This is a genomic window from Allostella sp., assembly GCF_041913585.1.
Classification (GTDB): Bacteria; Pseudomonadota; Alphaproteobacteria; order ATCC43930; family Allostellaceae; genus Allostella.
In genome coordinates this window covers 1-18,991 of the sequence record NZ_JAYSFE010000023.1, presented here as the reverse complement: position 1 = coordinate 18,991, position 18,991 = coordinate 1, and the positions used below count along the sequence as shown (strand labels likewise).

At 73.1% G+C, this 18,991-nt stretch carries 18 protein-coding genes and 1 pseudogene; 8 read left to right on the top strand and 11 right to left on the bottom strand.

Annotation, left to right across the window (positions count from 1 at the left end):
- Positions 1-34 precede the first annotated feature (34 nt).
- Entirely contained in the window at positions 35-793 is a 759-nt protein-coding gene (locus ACE3Q3_RS06650; RefSeq protein ID WP_374443759.1) for a TorF family putative porin, read from the bottom strand.
- 257 nt (positions 794-1,050) lie between these two features.
- On the opposite strand from ACE3Q3_RS06650, the gene ACE3Q3_RS06645 reads away from it, so the two are divergent.
- Genes ACE3Q3_RS06645 through ACE3Q3_RS06635 form a run of 3 tightly spaced genes read left to right on the top strand, consistent with a single transcriptional unit; the run spans position 1,051 to position 4,235 of the window.
- On the top strand, positions 1,051-2,091 hold the full coding sequence (locus ACE3Q3_RS06645; RefSeq protein ID WP_374443757.1) for a phosphotransferase: 1,041 nt from the start codon (positions 1,051-1,053) through the stop codon (positions 2,089-2,091).
- Between the two features lie 41 nt (positions 2,092-2,132).
- Positions 2,133-3,386 carry an acyl-CoA dehydrogenase family protein gene (locus ACE3Q3_RS06640; protein ID WP_374443754.1) on the top strand — a complete coding sequence of 418 codons (1,254 nt, stop codon included), beginning with the start codon at positions 2,133-2,135 and terminating at the stop codon, positions 3,384-3,386.
- A 24-nt stretch (positions 3,387-3,410) separates the two neighbouring features.
- Complete coding sequence (locus tag ACE3Q3_RS06635) at positions 3,411-4,235, top strand: SDR family oxidoreductase (RefSeq protein WP_374443752.1); 825 nt, start codon at positions 3,411-3,413, stop codon at positions 4,233-4,235.
- Between the two features lies 1 nt (position 4,236).
- Here the strand turns inward: ACE3Q3_RS06635 and ACE3Q3_RS06630 are convergent, their stop codons facing one another.
- From ACE3Q3_RS06630 to ACE3Q3_RS06615, 4 genes are read right to left on the bottom strand one after another with little or no spacing between them, the layout of a single operon-like run.
- Positions 4,237-5,352, bottom strand: a complete 1,116-nt coding sequence (locus tag ACE3Q3_RS06630; protein WP_374443750.1) for an oxygenase MpaB family protein — start codon at positions 5,350-5,352, stop codon at positions 4,237-4,239.
- Positions 5,349-6,158 (bottom strand): SDR family oxidoreductase, encoded by an 810-nt coding sequence (locus ACE3Q3_RS06625; RefSeq protein WP_374443748.1) that lies wholly within the window; start codon positions 6,156-6,158, stop codon positions 5,349-5,351. Before ACE3Q3_RS06625 ends, ACE3Q3_RS06630 begins: the two co-directional genes overlap by 4 nt.
- Before the next feature lie 20 nt (positions 6,159-6,178).
- Entirely contained in the window at positions 6,179-7,234 is a 1,056-nt protein-coding gene (locus ACE3Q3_RS06620) for a sulfotransferase (RefSeq protein WP_374443746.1), read from the bottom strand.
- 21 nt (positions 7,235-7,255) lie between these two features.
- Complete coding sequence (locus ACE3Q3_RS06615) at positions 7,256-7,699, bottom strand: MaoC family dehydratase (RefSeq protein WP_374443744.1); 444 nt, start codon at positions 7,697-7,699, stop codon at positions 7,256-7,258.
- A 96-nt stretch (positions 7,700-7,795) separates the two neighbouring features.
- On the opposite strand from ACE3Q3_RS06615, the gene gndA reads away from it, so the two are divergent.
- Together gndA and ACE3Q3_RS06605 are read left to right on the top strand one after the other, a co-directional pair.
- Complete coding sequence (gene gndA, locus ACE3Q3_RS06610) at positions 7,796-9,190, top strand: NADP-dependent phosphogluconate dehydrogenase (RefSeq protein WP_374443742.1); 1,395 nt, start codon at positions 7,796-7,798, stop codon at positions 9,188-9,190.
- On the top strand, positions 9,187-9,684 hold the full coding sequence (locus ACE3Q3_RS06605; RefSeq protein ID WP_374443740.1) for a gluconokinase: 498 nt from the start codon (positions 9,187-9,189) through the stop codon (positions 9,682-9,684). The genes gndA and ACE3Q3_RS06605 overlap by 4 nt, the downstream gene beginning before the upstream one ends.
- A gap of 30 nt (positions 9,685-9,714) precedes the next feature.
- On the opposite strand, the gene ACE3Q3_RS06600 is transcribed toward ACE3Q3_RS06605, so the two are convergent.
- Positions 9,715-10,689 carry a 2-hydroxyacid dehydrogenase gene (locus tag ACE3Q3_RS06600; RefSeq protein ID WP_374443737.1) on the bottom strand — a complete coding sequence of 325 codons (975 nt, stop codon included), beginning with the start codon at positions 10,687-10,689 and terminating at the stop codon, positions 9,715-9,717.
- A 130-nt stretch (positions 10,690-10,819) separates the two neighbouring features.
- Between ACE3Q3_RS06600 and ACE3Q3_RS06595 the strand changes: the two genes are divergently transcribed.
- Entirely contained in the window at positions 10,820-11,623 is an 804-nt protein-coding gene (locus ACE3Q3_RS06595) for a cell envelope integrity EipB family protein (protein ID WP_374443735.1), read from the top strand.
- A gap of 9 nt (positions 11,624-11,632) precedes the next feature.
- Positions 11,633-12,412, top strand: a complete 780-nt coding sequence (locus ACE3Q3_RS06590; protein WP_374443733.1) for a hypothetical protein — start codon at positions 11,633-11,635, stop codon at positions 12,410-12,412.
- 9 nt (positions 12,413-12,421) lie between these two features.
- On the opposite strand, the gene ACE3Q3_RS06585 is transcribed toward ACE3Q3_RS06590, so the two are convergent.
- Together ACE3Q3_RS06585 and ACE3Q3_RS06580 are read right to left on the bottom strand one after the other, a co-directional pair.
- Positions 12,422-14,206 (bottom strand): TRAP transporter permease, encoded by a 1,785-nt coding sequence (locus ACE3Q3_RS06585; protein WP_374443732.1) that lies wholly within the window; start codon positions 14,204-14,206, stop codon positions 12,422-12,424.
- 10 nt (positions 14,207-14,216) lie between these two features.
- The gene (locus tag ACE3Q3_RS06580) at positions 14,217-15,176 is read right to left on the bottom strand and encodes a TAXI family TRAP transporter solute-binding subunit (protein WP_374443730.1); all 960 of its coding nucleotides are present in this window, start codon (positions 15,174-15,176) and stop codon (positions 14,217-14,219) included.
- Between the two features lie 369 nt (positions 15,177-15,545).
- Here ACE3Q3_RS06580 and ACE3Q3_RS06575 point away from each other — a divergent pair, with 369 nt between their 5' ends.
- On the top strand, positions 15,546-16,973 hold the full coding sequence (locus ACE3Q3_RS06575; RefSeq protein ID WP_374443728.1) for a peptidoglycan DD-metalloendopeptidase family protein: 1,428 nt from the start codon (positions 15,546-15,548) through the stop codon (positions 16,971-16,973).
- Positions 16,974-16,994: 21 nt separating this feature from the next.
- Here ACE3Q3_RS06575 and ACE3Q3_RS06570 read toward each other — a convergent pair whose 3' ends face one another.
- From ACE3Q3_RS06570 to ACE3Q3_RS06560, 3 genes and pseudogenes are all read right to left on the bottom strand, one after another.
- Positions 16,995-18,038 (bottom strand): threonine/serine dehydratase, encoded by a 1,044-nt coding sequence (locus ACE3Q3_RS06570; RefSeq protein ID WP_374443726.1) that lies wholly within the window; start codon positions 18,036-18,038, stop codon positions 16,995-16,997.
- Positions 18,039-18,067: 29 nt separating this feature from the next.
- Positions 18,068-18,754 (bottom strand): haloacid dehalogenase type II, encoded by a 687-nt coding sequence (locus tag ACE3Q3_RS06565; RefSeq protein ID WP_374443724.1) that lies wholly within the window; start codon positions 18,752-18,754, stop codon positions 18,068-18,070.
- Positions 18,751-18,991, bottom strand: a pseudogene (locus tag ACE3Q3_RS06560) (lytic transglycosylase domain-containing protein); the annotation flags it as partial. The gene ACE3Q3_RS06565 and the pseudogene ACE3Q3_RS06560, both read right to left, overlap by 4 nt.

Genomic DNA, 18,991 nt, shown 5'->3' with positions numbered 1-18,991 from the left:
GTTTACGGATCCGGACCGCCAGCAGGACCGATCCTCAGAACGATCTGGACACGGTGAACAGGGCTCGCGCGCCGCAGATGGTGCGGCCGCCGGCGCAGTCGGCCTTGGCGATGTCGGTGTCGGCATAGACGAGCGACAGGGTGAAGCCCTCGATCGTTGCCGTCACGCCGGCCTGCCACTCGAGATAGTCGGGCGCGCCGTAGCGTTCGTTCTTCTCGATCCACTGGTGGCCGAGATGGCCGATGAGGGCGAGGTCGAAGGGCGCGCCCGGGATCGGCACCTTGGCGTCGCCGTAGACGTACCAGGCGTCGCCGCTCTTCCCGAAGAATTCGGGCGAGTAGTTGGCGCCACCCGAGAGCGCGACGAAGCCGAGGTCGTAGCCGATCTTGCCGGCGAACTCGTAGAAGTCGTAGTTCAGTGCGCTCGCCGCGCCGGGATAGAAATAGCCGATCATGCCGGCCTGCCAGGTGAAGCCGGCGACCTCTCCCTTGACGCCGCCATAGACGTCCATCTCGATGGTCGCCTCGTTCCCGTCCCGGAAGTTCAGGTTCGAGGCCCAGACGCCGGCGTAGATGCCGATGCTGTCATTGAACATCAGGCTGTAGTCGATCGCGCCCTGGATGGTCGGGTTCTCGTCGGTCTGCGAGATGCCGCGATAGAGGTAGTCGCTGCCGAGCGTCACCGTGGCGGTGAGGTCCCCCGGGATCAGCTTCTCCTTCTTGTCCTGGGCGTGGGCCGGGGCCGCGAGCAGGGCCGCGGCGACCGGAAGAGCAATGAGAATGCGCGACGACATGCAGGCCCCCGGGCGTCCTGTGGCGAGGCAACCGGCTCCCTCCCCAGCGGCGGGTGCGAGATTGCGCACCACGAATAACCGCAAGGCGTGTGCCATGTCGCATCGGGTTCGCATCAGGCCCTGATGACCGCCTGACGGCCGGTGGGTGATGCATTCGCTTCCACACGGCCGGCGGCATGACGAAGTTTTGGGCACGATGTCGCGGATCGCCCGGCTTGTGTCCGGCGATGCCCGGCTTAGAGTGTCCGGCGCGTGCCATGACCCAAGCCGACACCATTCCCACCCGGGAAGCCCACCGCTTCGACGAGGCGGCGCTGGAGCGCCACCTGCGCGGCGTGCTCGGCTTCCGCGGCCCGCTCGCCGTCCGCCAGCTGCGCGGCGGCCAGTCCAACCCGACCTTTCTCCTCGCCGCCGACGGGCGGGAGATGATCCTGCGCAAGCAGCCGCCGGGGCAGCTCCTGCCGTCGGCCCATGCCGTCGACCGCGAGTACCGGGTGATGACGGCGCTGGCGGCGACCGACGTGCCGGTGCCGCGGACGCTGCATTTCTGCCCCGACCGCGAGGTCATCGGCACGCCCTTCTATGTCATGGAGCGGCTGGAGGGCCGGATCTTCTGGAACCCGGCACTCCCCGAGCTGCCGCCGGAGGAGCGGCGCGGCGTCTGGTTCGGCATGGCGGACGCCCTGGCGCGGCTGCACAAGGCCGACTGGCAGGCGATCGGCCTCGGCGATTTCGGCCGGCCCGGCAACTATTTCGGCCGCCAGATCGCCCGCTGGACGCGGCAGTGGCAGGAATCGAAGACGCACGAGAACCCGGCCGTCGACCGGCTGGCGGAATGGCTGCCGCCCCGGGTGCCGCCCGGCGACGAGGTCTCGATCTGCCACGGCGACTTCCGCATCGACAACCTGATGTTCCACCCGACCGAACCACGGGTGATCGGCATCCTCGACTGGGAACTGGCGACCCTCGGCCACCCGCTGGCCGACCTCGCCTACAACTGCATCCAGTACCACACCGATCCCAGCGTCTTCCGCGGTCTGGCCGGCCTCGACCTGGCGGCGCTGCGGGTGCCGACGCAGGACGAGTACGTCGCCGCCTATGCCGGCTTCGCCGGGCGGCCGGTGACGCTCGAGCCCTTCCATCTCGCCTTCGCGCTGTTCCGCCTCGCCGTCATCCTCGAGGGCATCCTCGCCCGCGCCAAGGCCGGCAATGCCGCCTCGGCCGACGCCTTCGAGGTCGGCGGCCTCGGCACCGTCATCGCCGACATCGGCTGGGACATCGCGCGGCGCGCCGACTGACCCGATCCCGAACCAGAACCGCCGCCCCCGAGGAAACCCCGATGGACTTCTCCTATTCCGAAAAGTCGCTCGACGTGCAGGCGCGGGTGCGCCGCTTCATGGACGAGCACATCGTGCCGCGCGCCCGGGAGTGGGAGGAGACGGTCCATGCCGGCATCTTCCCGCCGCCCTTCATCGAGGACCTGAAGGCGAAGGCCCGTGCCGAGGGCCTGTGGAACATGTTCCTGCCGGGGCTCCGCGACGACGAGCCCGGCACCCGCCTCAGCAACCTCGACTACGCCCCGGTGGCCGAGATCCTCGGCCACCTGATGTGGTCGTCGGAGGTCTTCAACTGCAACGCGCCCGACACCGGCAACATGGAGCTGCTGCACATGTTCGCCAACGAGCGCCAGTACCAGGAATGGCTGCGGCCGCTGCTGGAAGGGAAGATCCGGTCGGCCTTCTGCATGACCGAGCCGGCCGTCGCCTCCTCGGACGCCACCAACATCCAGACCCGCATCGAGCGGGTCGGCGACCAGTACGTCATCAACGGCCGCAAGTGGTTCATCACCAACGCCGCCGACCCGCGCTGCAAGATCGGCATCGTCATGGGCCTGACCGACCCCGAGGCCGAGGTCCATCGCCGGCAGAGCATGGTGCTGGTGCCGATGGACACCCCCGGCCTCACGGTCGTCCGCAATCCGACGGTGATGAACCACGTAGCGCCCGAGGGCCATTGCGAGGTCCTGTTCGAGAACGTGAAGGTGCCGGTCGCGAATCTGCTGGGCGGCGAAGGGCAGGGTTTCGAGCTCGCCCAGGCGCGGCTCGGCCCCGGCCGCATCCATCACTGCATGCGCTCGATCGGCCAGTGCGAGGTGGCCCTCGACCTGATGATGCAGCGCGCCCAGGACCGCCGGACCTTCGGCCGCACGCTGGCCGAGCACGGCACGGTGATGGAGTGGATCGCGCTGTCGCGCTGCGAGATCGAGCAGGCGCGCCTCCTCGTGCTGCGTACCGCCTGGCTGATGGACCAGCACGGCAACAAGGCCGCCCGCAAGGACGTCTCGCTCATCAAGGTGGTGGTGCCGCGGATGCAGACCGCCATCGCCAACCGCGCCATCCAGGCCTTCGGCGCCGCCGGCCTCACCGGCGACACGCCGCTCGCCATGATCTGGAGCTGGGGCCGGGCACTGCAGATCGTCGACGGGCCGGACGAGGTGCATCTGCGCACCATCTCGCGCCTCGAGATCAAGGAGCAGAAGGCGCGGCTCGGCAACCGCCGGCTCGACCTGCTGACGGGTTTCCCGATCGACTGAACCGAGGCCCATGGGGAGGGGACGATGTCGCTTGCCGGACGCACGCTCTTCATCACCGGCGCCAGCCGCGGCATCGGCCTCGCCATCGCGCTCCGGGCGGCCAGCGACGGCGCCGCCGTCGCCATCGCCGCCAAGACGGTCGACCCGCACCCGAAGCTCGAGGGGACGATCCACACCGCCGCGGCTGCGATCGCGGCGGCGGGCGGGAGGGCGGTCGCGCTCGCCTGCGACATCCGCGACGAGGACCAGGTGCGGGACGCCGTCGCCCGCACCGAGGCCGCCTTCGGCGGCATCGACGTCCTGGTCAACAATGCCTCCGCGATCAGCCTGACGGGGACGCTGGAGACGCCGATGAAGCGCTTCGACCTGATGCATCAGGTCAACGCGCGCGGCACCTTCCTCTGCTCGCAAGCCTGCATCCCGGCGCTGAGGCGGTCGCCGAACCCGCACATCCTGACCCTGTCGCCGCCCCTGAACCTGAACCCGCGCTGGTTCCGCGGCCATGCCGCCTACACGATGGCGAAGTACGGCATGAGCATGTGCGTGCTCGGCATGGCGGAGGAGTTCCGGGCGGACGGCATCGCCGTCAACGCGCTGTGGCCGCGGACCGGCATCGCGACGGCGGCCATCCGCAACCTGCTGGGCGGCGAGGCGGCGGTCGCCCGCTGCCGGACGCCCGACATCATGGCCGATGCCGCCCATTGGATCCTGACCCGGCCGGCCCGCGAGACGACCGGCAACTTCTTCATCGACGAGGACGTGATGCGGCGGGCCGGCGTCGCCGATCTCGACCGCTACGCCGTCGTCCCCGGCACGAAGGACTTCCTGCCGGACTTCTTCCTCGACTGAACTACCAGGAGCCGGCCGCCGCCGCGGCGTCGACGTCCGAATAGTCGGCGACCTGGAGCCACAGGCGCATGCCGCGCAGGCGGGCGTCGCGGGCGAGCCGCGGTGCCAGGACCTGGAGCAGGCCGAGGCCGGCCATGGCGGGGGCGACGACGACCGGCGCATGGCGCCAGGCGGTGCGGGGCACGCCGAGGTCGGCGGCCGCCTCGGGGCCGAACAGGCGGTAGGCCAGGCCCTGGAACAGCCGCTGCGTCGCCCGGCCGCGCCAGCCCGGCTGCTCCAGCACGTCCGGCACGGCATCGAAGAGCGCCGCCATCAGCCGCTGGGCGGCCGGGCCCGGCGGCGGCTCGCTCGCGAACAGCCGGTCGGTGAAGCGCATCGCCTCCGGCTCGGTGGCGAAGAGCAGTTCGGGATGCACGCCCATGAGATGGGACGAGTAGCGCCAGAGCTGCATCACCGCCTCGGCATCCTCGGCCGGGACGCGCACGCCCACCCGGCGCAGCCCCTGCAGCCAGTGGGCCGACAGGAAGGCGCTCATCGCCGCCATGTAGGCCTGGGCCATCGGCACGCCGTCGGCGGCGTCCCATCCGGGATCGGCCAGCATGGCGAGGCGGGTGCGTGCGTGCAGCAGGCGGATGCGCAGCGTCAGCCGGAAGCCCTCGGCGTCGCGCTGCAGGCCGAACGGGAAGCAGGTCTCGATGACGAAGCGCGCGGTGCGGCGGCCGCGCCGGACCGCGCCGCTGACCAGCGCGTCGGTCATGGCGAGCGGCTTGGCGCCGCGCCCGAGCCGGTAGAAGAGCGGCACCGAATAGCAGCCGAGCACCGCCGCGCCGACGATGTTGGCCCGCAGCACCGCTGCCGACGCGCGGTTCATCACCCGCCAGTCGACCCAGTAGGGAACGTGGTCGACGGTCGCGAAGAGGGCGCGCAGGCTGTCCGGCGGGTCTGCGACCGCGCCGATGCCGTCCCGGAGCGCCGTCTCGAACATCGTTTCGCCGTGGCGGCCGAGCGGTCGCAGGTCGGCCGCCAGCGCGTCCGCCAGCGGGTCGCCCATGGCGCGGAAGCGGGCGAGCGCATCCTGCGGACGGTCGCCGCCCGCATCGGCCGTTCCGGCGCTCATCGCGACCGGCGCGCCAGTTCGAAGGCGATGAGCCGGCGCCAGATCGCGTCCGGCAGGATCCGGTGGAGCAGCGGGAAGGGTCCGGGCGCCGACGGATAGCGCAAGCGGCCCGAGCCGTCCGTGGCCGCCCGGAAGACCGTCCGGGCGACCCGGTCGGGCGTCGGCAGGGTCGCGTTCAGGGCCTCCGACATGCGCCGGAAGCCTGCCAGCCGGGCGGCGTAGGCATCGTGGGACGCCCAGTCCGCGCTGCCGCCGAGGAAGTTGGTGCGGATGGGGCCGGGCTCGACGACCTTGACCCGGATGCCGTGCGGCGCGAGCTCGAAGCGGACCGATTCCGACAGCCCTTCGACGGCGAACTTCGTCGCGTGGTAGGCGGACGTGAAGGGGAAGGCCATGCGGCCGCCGATCGAGGCGATGTTGACGATCACGCCCGATCCCCGGGCGCGCATTCCGGGCAGCACGCTCTGGGTGACCGCGACGAGGCCCAGCAGGTTGGTGTCGAACTGCCGGCGGAGCTGCGCCCGGGTCAGCCCCTCCAGCGGCCCGAGCAGGGCGTAGCCGGCATTGTTGACCAGCACGTCGATCGCGCCAAAGCGCGCCTCCGCCGCCGCCACGGCGGCGTCGACCGATGCGTCGTCGGTGACGTCCATCGCCAGCACGGCGAGGCCCGGTGTCGCCGGGTCGAGCGGGCTGCGCGCCGGGGTCCGCATCCCGGCGGCGACGTTCCAGCCCGCAGCGAGGAAGCGGCGGGCGACCGCCTCGCCGATGCCGCTCGATGCTCCGGTGACGAGAACCGTCGGTGCCATCGGCTCGCCCTCCACCGGACCTAGATCGCGTAGCCCAGCGCCGCCAGACCGGGCGCGCAGGCCGCGGTCAGGGCGCGTTGCTCGTCGGCCGGGAGCGCCGCGAACTTCCGCCGCGTCGTCGGGCGCGGCACCGCCGCCGCCGCGTCGAGCCAGGCGGCGTCGGCCAGCGACGGATCGATGAAGCGGATCATCCGGTCGAGCATCTCCCGCGGGCGCGCCTGCACGTCCTCGAACCGGAGATCGAGGACGCGCTCCTCCGGCAGGGCCGAAAGCGCGGCCTGGCCGCTCCGCACGAGCCGGCTCCAGAAATCGCCGAAATCCGCCAGGGTCGGCCGTGCGGCCAGCTTTCTGGCATCGAGGAACGGGAAGAGGGCGCGCTCCAGCCAGACGTTGGCGAGGCGCCCGCGGTCGCGCTCGAAGTTGCGGCAGGCATCGATGCCGAAGCGCCGATAGGCGGCGATGGCGCCGACCAGGACGCGGAAGTTGGGATGCCCGGCCATCGACGGGGCGACGTCCCGCCCGTCGCGGAAGACGTGGATCACGCGCGCCTCCGGGAAGAGCCGCAGCAGCTTGCGGGCGAACATCAGCGACCCGCCCGAGCGCTCGACCCAGACGCGCCGGCCGAACCGGCGGCCGAGGTGGGCGAAGAGGAAGCGGTACTGCTCGGCGAGGTCGCGGCGCGGCTGGGCCGGGACGACGGTCGCGAGCTCGTCGAAGAGGGCGTCGTGCCGGTCCGTCAGGTGCGGCAGGGCGGTCATGGCGATCGGCGGCAGATCCTCCACGCCGAACCGGGCGCCGGGCGTGCCGAGCGGGTAGAGCACCTCCTCCATCACCCCGGCATCGCGGATCATCGCCCTGAGGGCCGGGCTCTGGCGGCTCAGGATGCGCCACATCCGGGCGCCCGACAGGCGGCGGTGGGCGAACGCCTCCTGGCCGAGCAGCACCATGAACTCGGACAGGCTGAGCACGGCCGGATGCCGGTTCAGCAGGTCGGAGATCATGGTCGAGCCGCATCGCCCCGTGCTGAGGACGAGGACCGGCGGAATCGTGAACGGGTCGGGCGGCTCTCCGGTCATCTCCCCGCGCCCTGCGTCCACCTACGCCGGCCGGCGGCGGTACATGCCCATCGCCTTCCAGGTCAGCACCGTCTCGCCGTCCTGGTTGGCGACGATCACCTGCGAAATCACGATGCCGCGGTCCGGCTTCGACTGCGAGGCGCGGGCCGACAGGATCTCCATGCGCGCGGTCAGGGTGTCGCCGGGGCGCACCGGGCGGACCCAGCGCAACTCGTCGAGGCCGGGCGAGCCCATGCTGGCCGACTGCAGCACGATCGCATCGCAGGCGAGCCGCATGGTCATGGCGGCGGTGTGCCAGCCGCTGGCGATCAGCCCGCCATAGATGCTCTCCTTCGCCCGCTCCTCGTCGACGTGGAAATACTGCGGATCGAACTGGCGGGCGAAGTCGAGGATCTCCTCCCGGGTGACGGCGCGGCTGCCGAGATCGTAGACGTCGCCGGCGTGGAAGTCCTCGAAGTAGCGCATGCGGCCGCTCTCCCTCACAGTTCCCCCCGTGCCCCTAGCACGGGCCGATCGGCGGGCGCTATGGTCCGCGGGCAAGTGGGGAGGGCGCAAGCGGGAATGCAGGGCCAGGCGGACATCGGCGTCGTCGGTCTCGGCGTCATGGGACGGAATCTCGCGGCCAACATCCGGGACCGCGGCTTCGCCGTCGTCGGCTTCGATGCCGACGAGGGGCAGCGGGCGCGGGCGACCGGCGAGGGGCTGGCGGTGGCGGCGACCGGCGAGGCGCTGGCGCGGGCACTGAAGCCGCCGCGGGCGGTGCTGCTGCTGGTGCCGGCCGGCGCGGCGGTCGACGCCGCCATCGCCGGGCTGCGGCCGCTGCTGGCCCCCGGCGACATCCTGGTCGACGGCGGCAACTCGCACTATGCCGACACGATCCGGCGCGCCGGGGAACTGGGCGCCTCCGGTATCGCCTATGTCGGGCTCGGCGTCTCCGGCGGCGAGGAGGGGGCGCGCCACGGGCCGGCCCTCATGGCGGGCGGGGAGCCGGCCGCCTGGGCGCGGCTGGAGCCCCTGCTGACGGCGATCGCCGCCCGCTTCGACGGCCGGCCCTGCTGCGGCCATGTCGGCGGCGCCGGCGCCGGACATTTCGTGAAGATGGCCCACAACGGCATCGAGTACGGCCAGATGCAGCTCATCGCCGAGGCGGCGCTGCTGCTGCGGCACGGGCTTGGCCTGGACCCCGCCGCGGCGGCGGCGACCGTGCGCGGCTGGAACGCCGGCGAGGACGCCTCGTACCTCCTGGAGATTACCGCCGACATCCTGGCGACGCCGGATCCCGACGGCGGCGGCATGCTGCTCGACCGGGTCGCCGACCGCACCGGCCACAAGGGCACCGGCGTCTGGACCGTCGAGGCGGCGCTCGCCCTCGGCGTCCCGTTGCCCACCGTCGCCGCCGCGGTGTGGGCGCGGGCGCTGTCGGCGGCGCGCGACCCGGGCCGGGCGGAGCATGCCTGGCCGGCGCCGGCGCCGGCGCCGAGCGGTGGGGAAGCGTCGGGCGCCGACATCCGCCGGGCGCTGGCCGCAGCCGCGCTCGTGGCCTACGGCGAGGGGCTCGACCTGATCGCGGCGGGCGCCGCGCGACACGGCTGGGATACCGACCGGGCCGCCGTCGCCGAACTGTGGCGGGCCGGCTGCATCATCCGGTCGGCCGCCCTCGACCGCATCGCCGCGGTGCTGCGGGCCGACCCGGGCGACCATTCCTTCCTCGACCGCGGCTGGGTGCGCGGCCGGATTGCCGAGGCCCTGCCGTCGTGGCGCCGGCTGCTGGCGGCGGGCGCGGCGCGCGGCCTGCCGCTGCCGGCCTTCGCCGCCGCCTGCCAGCACGCCGCGGGCCGCAGCGCGCCGGAACTCGGCGCCCGCGTCGTCGCCGCCCAGCGCGATCGGTTCGGGGCCCACGGCTTCGCCCGGATCGACCGCGCCGGCAGCTTCCATGCCGCGTGGGACGGCCGATGACGCCGCCCCGCGTCATCGTCCTCATGGGCGTGTGCGGCGTCGGCAAGTCGACGGTCGGCCGTCGGCTCGCCGCCGAACTCGGCGGCGCCTTCGAGGAGGGCGATGCGTTCCACCCGCCGGCGAACGTCGCCAAGATGGCGAGCGGCCGTCCGCTCGACGATGCCGACCGGGCGCCGTGGCTGGCGGCGATGGCGGCCGGTATCGGCGAATGGCTCGGGCGCGACCGACCGACGGTGCTCGCCTGCTCCGCGCTCAAGGCGGCCTACCGCAGGGTGCTGGCGGCGGGTCGCCCCGGCGTCGCCTTCGTCCACCTGACCGGCGACCCGGCCCTCATCGCCGCCCGCATGGCGGCGCGCACGGACCACTACATGCCGCCGACCCTGCTGCCGAGCCAGCTCGCGATCCTGGAACCGCCCGACGATGCGGTGACGGTAACGATCGACCGGCCGCCGGGGGAACTGGTCGCCGAAATCCGCCGCCGCCTCGATCTCTAGCTTCGCGCCGCGAACCTCCGCCCGCCGCCGTCAGACGACGCGGTCGGCCGGCCGGCCGGTGGCGAACCAGGCGTCGAGATTGTCGAGGGCGCGGAAGCCCATGGCCTCGCGGGTCTCGGTGGTGGCGCTGCCGAGATGGGGCAGCAGCACGACGTTCTCGAGGTCGAGATAGCCCTCGTGGACATGCGGCTCGCCGTCATAGACGTCGAGCCCGGCCGCCGACAGCTGCCCGGACTTGAGTGCGGCGACGACGGCGCGGTCGTCGACCACCGGGCCGCGGGCGGTGTTCACCAGGATCGCGCCGCGGGGCAGCATGGCGATCCGCCGCGCGTCCAGCAGATGCCGCGTCTGCGGCGTCAGCGGGCAATGGAGGGACAGGAACTGGGCGTGCGGCAACAGGTCCTCGACAGTCCCGTGGAAGACGGCGCCCTGCTCCTGGTCGGCGGGCAGCCGGTTGCGGTTGTAGTAGCGCACGGTCATGTCGAAGCCGCGGGCGCGCCGGGCCAGCGCCTGGCCGATGCGGCCCATGCCGACGATGCCGACGGTCTTGCCGCTCATGTGGGTGCCGAGCAGCTGTGTCGGCGCCCAGCCGCCCCAGGCGCGGGCGCGCACCATGCGCTCGCCCTCGCCGGCGCGGCGGGCGGCGGCCAGCATCAGCAGCAGCGCGACGTCGGCGGTGGCGTCGGTCAGCACGTCCGGCGTGTTGGTGACGACGATGCCGCGGCGCTTGGCGGCGCCGAGGTCGATATGGTCGGTGCCGACCGAGAAGGTGGCGATGATGCGGACGCTGTCGGGCATGCCGTCGATGGCGTCGGCGCCGACCTTGTCGGCGGCGCAGACCAGCACGCCGTCGCAGCCCTCGGCCGCGTCGCCCATGGCCGCCGGGTCGAGCGCCTGGTCGTCCGGGCTGAGGCGGGCGTCGTAGTCGCGGGCGGCCCGCCGTTCCACGGCCTCCGGGAGCTTGCGGGTGACGAGAATGCGCGGGCGGTTCGGCGTGGCCGACATGCGACGGGCCTCTTGCGATGTCGTGGGAGGGGTGGTCGACGAGGAGCCCGATACTATCTCGGGGAAGGCGCGGATGTCATAGTCCGGGCACATGTTTTCTCGATTCGGGCGCGGGAGTGCGGGGGCGTTCATGGTGAGAGTTGCCGCGGGAGCGGTGGTGGCCATCCTGTTGGCGATCGCTCCGCCGGTCGGCGCCGCTGCCGGCACCATCGCACCCCATCGGGCGCTCTACGACCTGACGCTCGCCTCGTCGCGGGCGAGCGGCGGCGTCGTCGGAGTCCACGGCCGCATGCTGTTCGAGTGGGGCGACGCCTGCGACGGCTGGACCGTCCACCAGCGCTACCGCATGAAGCTGTCGCAGGCCCAGGACGACGATGTCGAGATCGTCTCCAGCCTGGCGAGCTGGGAGTCCAAGGACGGGTTGCGCTACCGCTTCGCGCTGCGCAAGCAGCGCGGCGAGGAGCCGGAGGAGGAACTCCGGGGCTCGGCGCGGCTCGACGGCCCGGGCCGCCCGGGCCGTGCTCTGTTCACCCGTCCGGAGGAGACCCGGGTCGACCTGCCGCGCGGCACCATATTTCCCTCGGCGCACACGATCGAGGTGATCCGCCGGGCCGAGGCGAAGGAGCATTTCTTCCTGCGCCGGGTCTTCGACGGTTCGGAGGTCGAGGCGCCGGTCGACGTCACCGCCTTCGTCGCGCGGCCGACTCCGGCCGGCGGCGAGGGCGGCAAGGGCAAGGCCCTGACCGATCGGCCGGGATGGAAGGTGCGGCTCGCGTTCTTTCCCGCCGCCGGCAAGACGCCGCTGCCCGACTACGAAATCGGATTGGTGCTGCTCGACAACGGCGTGTCGTCGGACATGCTGATCGACTATGGCGACTTCACCGTCCGGGCCCGCCTGAAGGAACTGGAGCCGCTGCACGGCGGCGGCTGCTGAGGGGGCCGGTTGCTGCATCTGCTGAGCCGGGCGGCGACGGCGGCGCACCTCGCCGACGCGCTGGCCGGCGGTCGGCCCGAACGGCGGCAGCAGATCGCCGCGCTCGACTACGGACGCGCGATCGCGCTCGGCGACGAAGAGCTCGGTCCGGGGGCCTGGGTCTTCCTCGGCCTCGATCGCCTCGACGACGATTCGGCCTTCGCGGTGATGGAGTTCCGCGCCCGCCTCGGCCGGCGACCGGGCATCGCCTGCCACAACCACCCGACGCGCACGTTGCACCGCTTCGAACTGTTCCGGCTGCTCCACGACGCCGGCGTCAATGCCGGCGACACCCTGCGGCTGGAGGATCGGCGGCGGCCGCTGCGCTGGCCGGTCTTCCTGCACGACGAGCTGGTGCCGCAGGTCGGGCCGCCGGAGCTGCTGCCCGACGCCGGGGCGCTGCTGGCGGCGATCCGCCGGCTCGACGCCGCCGCGCTCTACCGGCCGGCGATCCTGATCCGCGAGGCACCGGGACTGCAGGCGGATCGCCCGCGCCTCGGCCATGTCCGCACGGTCGGCGGCCGGGTCTTCGCCGACGCGGCGGCACGCACCCTGCTGGCGCGGCCGGGAGCGCCGGACGCGCGGCGGCTGGCGGTGCTCTTCGCCGAAGCGGGGATCGCCGTCGGCAGCATGGTGCTGGCGCCGACCGAGCAGGGCGCCATGGTCCTCGACGCCGGCACCGACCCGGTGCTCCTGGCCGCCGCCGACGGCCTGCCCGCGGTCGCCGAGGCGCTGCTCGCCCTGGCCTAGCCCCCCTCCCTAGAAGCCCGCCAGGAAGATGGCGGCCAGTCCGGCCGGCAGCGCGGCGGCGCGCCGGACCGCCGACCGGTCGCTTCGGATGATGGCGAAGCTCAGCAGCCACAGGCCGGCCCCGACCTTGACCGTCGCCGCCAGCGCGGCGACGGGCGTGCCGGCCAGCATCAGCAGCGAAGGGTGCTGGATGAAGGCGAGCGGCACGACGAAGAGGCCGAGGCCGAGCCGCATCGCCCACCATGCCACCGGCAGCCATGGCGTCTGGGCGATGCCGGCGGCGATGAAGACGGTGCCGCAGACGGGCGGCGTGATCGTGCAGAGGAGCGCATACCAGAAGACGAAGAGATGGGTCTGGAGCGGCGGCAGCCCGAGCTTGCCGAGCGCCGGTCCGGCGACCGCCACGCAGATGACGTAGGCCGCGGTCGTCGGCAGCTCCATGCCGAGCACGAGGCAGGCGCAGGCCGTCAGGACCAGCGCCAGCCACAGCCGGTCGCCCGACAGGTCGAGGATGGCCGAGGTGATCTTGACCCCGAGCCCGGTCATGTTGAACACGCCGACGATGAGCCCGGCGCAGACGATGACGGCGGCGATGTGGGCGATCTGGCGGGCGCCGTCCTCGGCGGCGCCGGCGAGTCGCTGGAGCCAGCGCCCGAAATCGACGCGGCCCGCGGCATTGACCAGCAGCAGCAGGGCGGCCGCCGCCGCCGCGATCGCCGCCCCGAGCTGGGCCGTGTAGGCGGTGAAGCCGAGGATGGCGATCACCGTCAGCAGCGGCACCAGGAAGAAGGGCATGGTGCGGGCGACCAGTCCCCAGGCCGGCAGCGCCGAGGCCGGCAGCCCGGTCAGGCCGAGGCGGACCGCGAAATGGTCGACGCCGATCCAGGCCGCGGCGAAGAACAGCAGCGCCGGCAGCGTCGCCGCCACCATCAGCTCGGAATAGGGGACGCGGATCAGCTCGGCCATCAGGAAGACGCCGGCTCCCATCACCGGCGGCATGATCTGGCCGCCGGTCGACGCCACCGCTTCGACCGCGGCGGCGAAGGGGCGCGGGTAGCCGGCGCGGATCATCACCGGGATCGTCATCGTCCCGGTGGTGACGACGTTGGCCGAGGCCGAGCCCGAGATGGTGCCGTAGAGGGCCGACGCCACCACCTCGACCTTGGCCGAGCCGGCGCGGAAGCGGCCTGCCACCCGGGTGGCGAAGCTCATGAAGCCGGTGCCGGCGTCGCCCGCCGCCACCAGCGCGCCGAGGATGAGGAAGGGCGCCACGAGGTCGACGGAAACCCCGGTCAGCTGCCCCCACAGCCCGCCCTCGGCGACCACCAAGGTGCCGAGGAAACTGTCGAGCGGCAGGCCCGGATGGCCGAAGGCCCCCGGCAGGTGCTGGCCGAAGAGGCCGTAGAGGAGGCAGATCGCGGCCACCGTCGGCATGACGGCCTTGACCGAGCGGCGGGCCATCTCCAGCACCACCAGGATCAGCAGTACCGCGAGCCAGTGCTGGAAGCCGCCGACGACGACCCCGTACTGGTCGACCAGCCGCTCGCGCTCCCAGGCGATCCACAGGCACCCGGCGAGGCCGAGCGCGCAGAGGACGGCGCCGCTCGCCCGGGTTGCCCGGCCGCCGGGCGCGAAGAGGAAGACGAAGGGCAGCGCGAGCGCGAGGTGGAGCGGCCGGGTCACCAGGGTCGGCAGCAGGCCCGAAACCACCAGCCAGAGATGAAAGCCGATCGAGGCGAGCGCACAGGCGAGGATGGCGGCGCGCCATGCGCCGCCCTCGCGGACGGGCTCCATCGTGGCGGGGCTACTGCGCGGCCGGAACCGGGATGCCGGCCTCGCGGTAGTAGCGGACGGCGCCCGGATGGAGCGCGGTGCCGAGCAGCGCGATCTGGTCGGGGGTCACCCCGTCCCACCAGGGGTTCTGCTTCGCCATTTCGGCCTTGCGCGCCCAGAACGCCTTGACGATCGCGTAGGCGGTGTCCTCGTCCATCTTCAGCGTGCCGTAGGCGCCGACCGGCAGCGCGATCGTGCGGGTCGGCGTGTCGACGCCCTTGTAGATCCCGGCCGGAATGGTGAGCGGGGTGGCGCTCGGGTCGTCCTTGCGGATGCTCTCGATCTGCGCCGCCTCGAGGCCGAGCAGGCGGATCGGCGTCGAGACGGCGAGTTCCTGGAGATTGGGGGCGGGAAAGGACCCGCCGGTGGCGAAGCCGTCGATCTGGCGGTTGCGCATGGCGTTGACGGCGGCGTTCAGCTCGACGTCGACCAGCGTCACCTTGTCGGCGATGCCGAGGAGCTTGAAGACGGCGTCGCTCTGCCGCTGGGTGAAGGTGCCGCGGCCGCCGGCGACGAAGCGCTTGCCCGCAAGGTCGGCGAAGCCGGAGACGCCGGCATCGGCGCGCACGACCCAGTGCATGGTGATGGCGGGAAGGGTGAAGAGGCCGCGGATACCGTCGTAGCCGCTCTCGCCCTCGAACGGCTTGCGGCCGCCGCGAGCCGCCGCCACCAGGCCCGGCGGCGAGGTGAAGAGATAGGCGCCCGGACGGCGCGCCGCCTCCTTGACGTTCTGGACCGAGCCCTGGCTCTCCTCGACCGTGGGCTGCACGGACCCCTTGGTCTCGGTGCGGATGGTCTCGGCGAGCTGCACCGTCATCACGTAGTAGGCCGAGCCGCTGGCGGCGGCCTTGAGGGTCAGACGGGTCTCGGCCGCCGCCCCGTGGGACAGCAGCAGTCCGCCGGCCAGAACGGCCGCAGCCAGAACGCGCATGGTCTCCATCCCTTTTCCGAAATTCGTCGGCCAGGAAATCGCCGCCGGGGAACATGCCAGTGCCGCCGTTCACCCACAAGGCGGGCGTTTCGGCTTGCTCCCGGCCGGCACCGCCGATACCCTCCCGCGCGGGGAACGAAGGGCCCGGTCCTGCCGGGCGCTCGACGAGTGGATCGTTCCGGCGTCCGGGTGTGCCCGCTGGGGAGCGGGGTGCACCATCCAAGGGACCGCCGGAACGTCGGGGACACTTGATCCATCTCGACCCGACGCTGTTGCGACCCGGCCCTGCCGGGCGAGGCGCGCCGACGCGATGCGTCGACGCGCAAACGGCGTCGTGTCGCGGGCGGATCGCCAGGACCGGAGACGGGGATGACCGGACTGACGATGGGACGCAGAGCGGCGGCCGGCCTGTGCGCCGGGCTTCTGCTGTGGGCGGCGCCGGCACCGGCGCAGGACGCGCCGGGCGGCGCGGCCGCCGCCGCGACGCCGGCGGTGCCGGACCGCGAGACCCTGCTGCGCCTCCTGGCGGAGGAGATGACGACCCGGCTGGTGACGGCGCTGTCGATCCAGGCGCGCTCGCACGCCGCCGAGGTGGCGACCCTGGAATATCGGTTGCGCCAGACCGAGGAGCGGCTGGAGCGGGCCGAAGGCGAGCGCGACCGGCGGGAGGAGGCCCATCGCCGGGAACTGTCGGCGATGCGCGACCTGCTGGCGCGGGCCGAGGCGGCGGTCGGTGGGATCGGCGCCTCCCAGGCGGCGATGAAGCAGGCACTGGAGACCCGCGAGGAGGATATCGGCCGGCTGAAGGCGGCGCTCGGCGCGGCGCTCGGATCGCTCGCCGAGGCCCGGCAGGAGGTCCGCCGCACCCAGGCCGCAGCCGCGGAAGCGACGGCAGCGGAACTGGCGGCGATGCGCAGCCGGCTCGACGCGGCGACGGCGGCCCTGGAAGCGAGCCGCGGCGAGGGCCGCGGCCTGGCCGCCGACCGCGACCGCCTCGCGGCCGAGGCGGAGGCGCTGCGCCATGCCGAGGCCCGGCTCCGGCTCGACCGCGACATCGCCGTCGGCGAGCGCGACGCGATGTCCGACCGGCTGGAGCAGGCGGCGGCACGGGTGGCGGATCCGCTTCCCTCGGCCGACGGGCTCGAATCGCAGGCCCTCGAGCGGCTCGGACAGATCGAGCAGTTCCTGTCCTCGACCGGCATCAATGTCAGCCGGCTGTCGCAGCCGATCCCGGCCAAGGGGGCGGTCGTGCCGCCGCCCCTGCCGGTCTCGCGCCAGGGCGGCCGCGGCGGTCCCTTCGTGCCGCTGGCCCGCGACCGCGAGCCGGACGCGGCCGGCAAGCCGGGCCCGCAGCTCGAGCGCCATCTCGACCGGCTGGAGCGGATCGAGCGGGTGCTGCGGGTGATGCCGATCGGCGCACCGCTGGCGAGCTATTCCTTCGAGAGCGGCTTCGGCCGCCGGTCCGACCCGTTCCGCAAGCGCGCGGCGATGCACGAGGGCGTCGATCTGGCGGCGCCGATGCGGACGCCCCTGCATGCGACCGCCCCCGGCACCGTCGTCCATGCCGGCCGCAAGGCGGCCTACGGCAACACGGTTGACGTGCGCCACGCGGGCGGCCTCGTCACGCGCTACGCGCACCTGGCCGACGTCAAGGTGTCGGTCGGCGACACGGTGGCCCGCGGCGACGTCGTCGGCCTGCTCGGCTCGACCGGCCGCAGCACCGGGCCGCACGTCCACTACGAGGTGATGATCGACGGCACCGCCGTCGACCCGGCCCGCTTTCTCGGCCGCCGCTGACGGCGGCCGGGCGCCGGCGGCTCAGCCGCCGGCCAGGACCTCGCGATAGAGCGCGGGGTCGACATTGCCACCCGAGCAGATGACGGCGATGGTGCGGCCGGCGATGGCGATGCGGCCGGCGAGCACCGCGGCCAGCGCCACCGCGCCGCCCGGCTCGACCACGACCTTGAAGTGGCGGAAGGCGAAGCGCATGGCCTCGGCGACCTCGTCGTCGGTGACGACGAGCCCGCCCGCCAGCCGCCTGGCGTTGATGGTGAAGGTGATGCGTCCCGGCGTCGGCGCCAGCAGGGCGTCGCAGAAGGAGCGGGCAGCCGGATCGTTCTCGACCCAGGCGGCCGCCGCCAGCGAGCGCGTGGTGTCGTCGAAGCCGGCCGGTTCGCAGCAATAGACGGGCGTGCCCGGACTGCGGGCGGCGATCGCCGTCGAGACGCCGGCGACGAGGCCGCCGCCGCCGGCCGGCACCAGCACCGCGTCGAGCCGGACGCCCTTGGCCGCCGCCTGCATCGCGATCTCCAGCCCGCAGGTGCCCTGGCCGGCGATGACGTTGGGCTCGTCGTAGGGCCGGATGATGGTGGCGCCGCGCTCGGCCGCGAGCCGCTCGCCGAGTTCCTCGCGGCTTTCGGTGTAGCGGTCGTAGAACACCACCTCGGCGCCGTAGCCGCGCGTGTTCTCGACCTTGATCGCGGGCGCGTCGGCCGGCATGACGATGAGGGCCGGGATTCCCGCGGCCTGGGCGGCCGCGGCCAGCCCCTGGGCATGGTTGCCGGACGAATAGGTGACGACGCCGCGGGCCCGCACCTCGGGGGGCAGGGCGGCGACGCTGTTGTAGGCGCCGCGGAACTTGAACGAGCCGGTGCGCTGCAGCATCTCGGCCTTCATCAGCAGACGTCCGCCGAGGATGGCGTTGGCCGCCGGAACCTCGAGGAGCGGCGTCAGCACCGCCTCGCCGCGGATGCGCTCGGCCGCCTGGTCGATCGCGCCGATGTCGGGGGCACCGGCCGCCAGCGGCGGCAGCCGCTCGGGCGGAATGATGGGCGCGGTCGCGAGCGCGGCATGCATCGTCATCGGAGACTCCGGTGGCAAGGGGGCGGCGCTCAGAGCGCCAGCAGGGGCGGCAGCTGGTCGAGAGCGGTGACGGTGCCGGCGGGCCGGCCGGGCAGGCCCTCCGGCGGCTGCCCGGTGCGGTCGACATGGACCGCCTGGAAGCCGAAGCAGGCGGCGCCGGCGACGTCCCAGCCGTTGGCCGAGACGAAGCAGACCTCGGCCGGCGTGCAGGCGAAGCGCTCGCAGGCGAGCGCATAGACCGAGGGATGGGGCTTGTAGGTGGCGACCGGGTCGACCGACAGCACCGCGTCGAGCAGACGCCCGATGCGCGCCGCCGAGACCGCGGCCGCCAGCATCGACGGGCTGCCGTTGGAGAGGATTGCGGTCGGCCGGCCCGCCGCCTTGAGGCGGGTCAGCAGCGGCCGCGCGTCGGCATAGGCGTCGAGCTCGAGATAGCTCGCCATCAGCCGCGCCCGCAGGCCGGGATCGGCGATCGCGAGCGCCGCCATCGCGTGGTCGAGGGCGGCGCCGGTGACGTGCCAGAAATCCTCGTAGCGGCCCATCAGGCTGCGCAGCCAAGTGTATTCGAGCTGCTTGCGCCGCCACAGTTCGCTGAGCTGGTGGCTGCGCTCGCCCAGCAGGTCCTTCCAGCGCCGCGCCGCGGCGGCGACGTCGAAGAGGGTGCCGTAGGCGTCGAAGACGCAGACCCGCGTCGCCTGGAGCGCCGCCGCGCTCATCGCCGGAGGTCCGCGGAGAGCGCGACCGGCGTGCCGGCGCCGGCCAGACGCCAGCGATAGACCTGGACGTTCTCCATGACGCGCTGGACGTAGTTGCGGGTCTCGTTGAAGGGGATCATCTCGACCCAGTCGATCGGGTCGCGCGGGCCGGTCCGCGGGTCGCCGTAGTCCTGGACCCACTGGCGCGAGCGGCCCGGGCCGGCATTGTAGGCGGCGACCGCCAGGATGTAGGAGCCG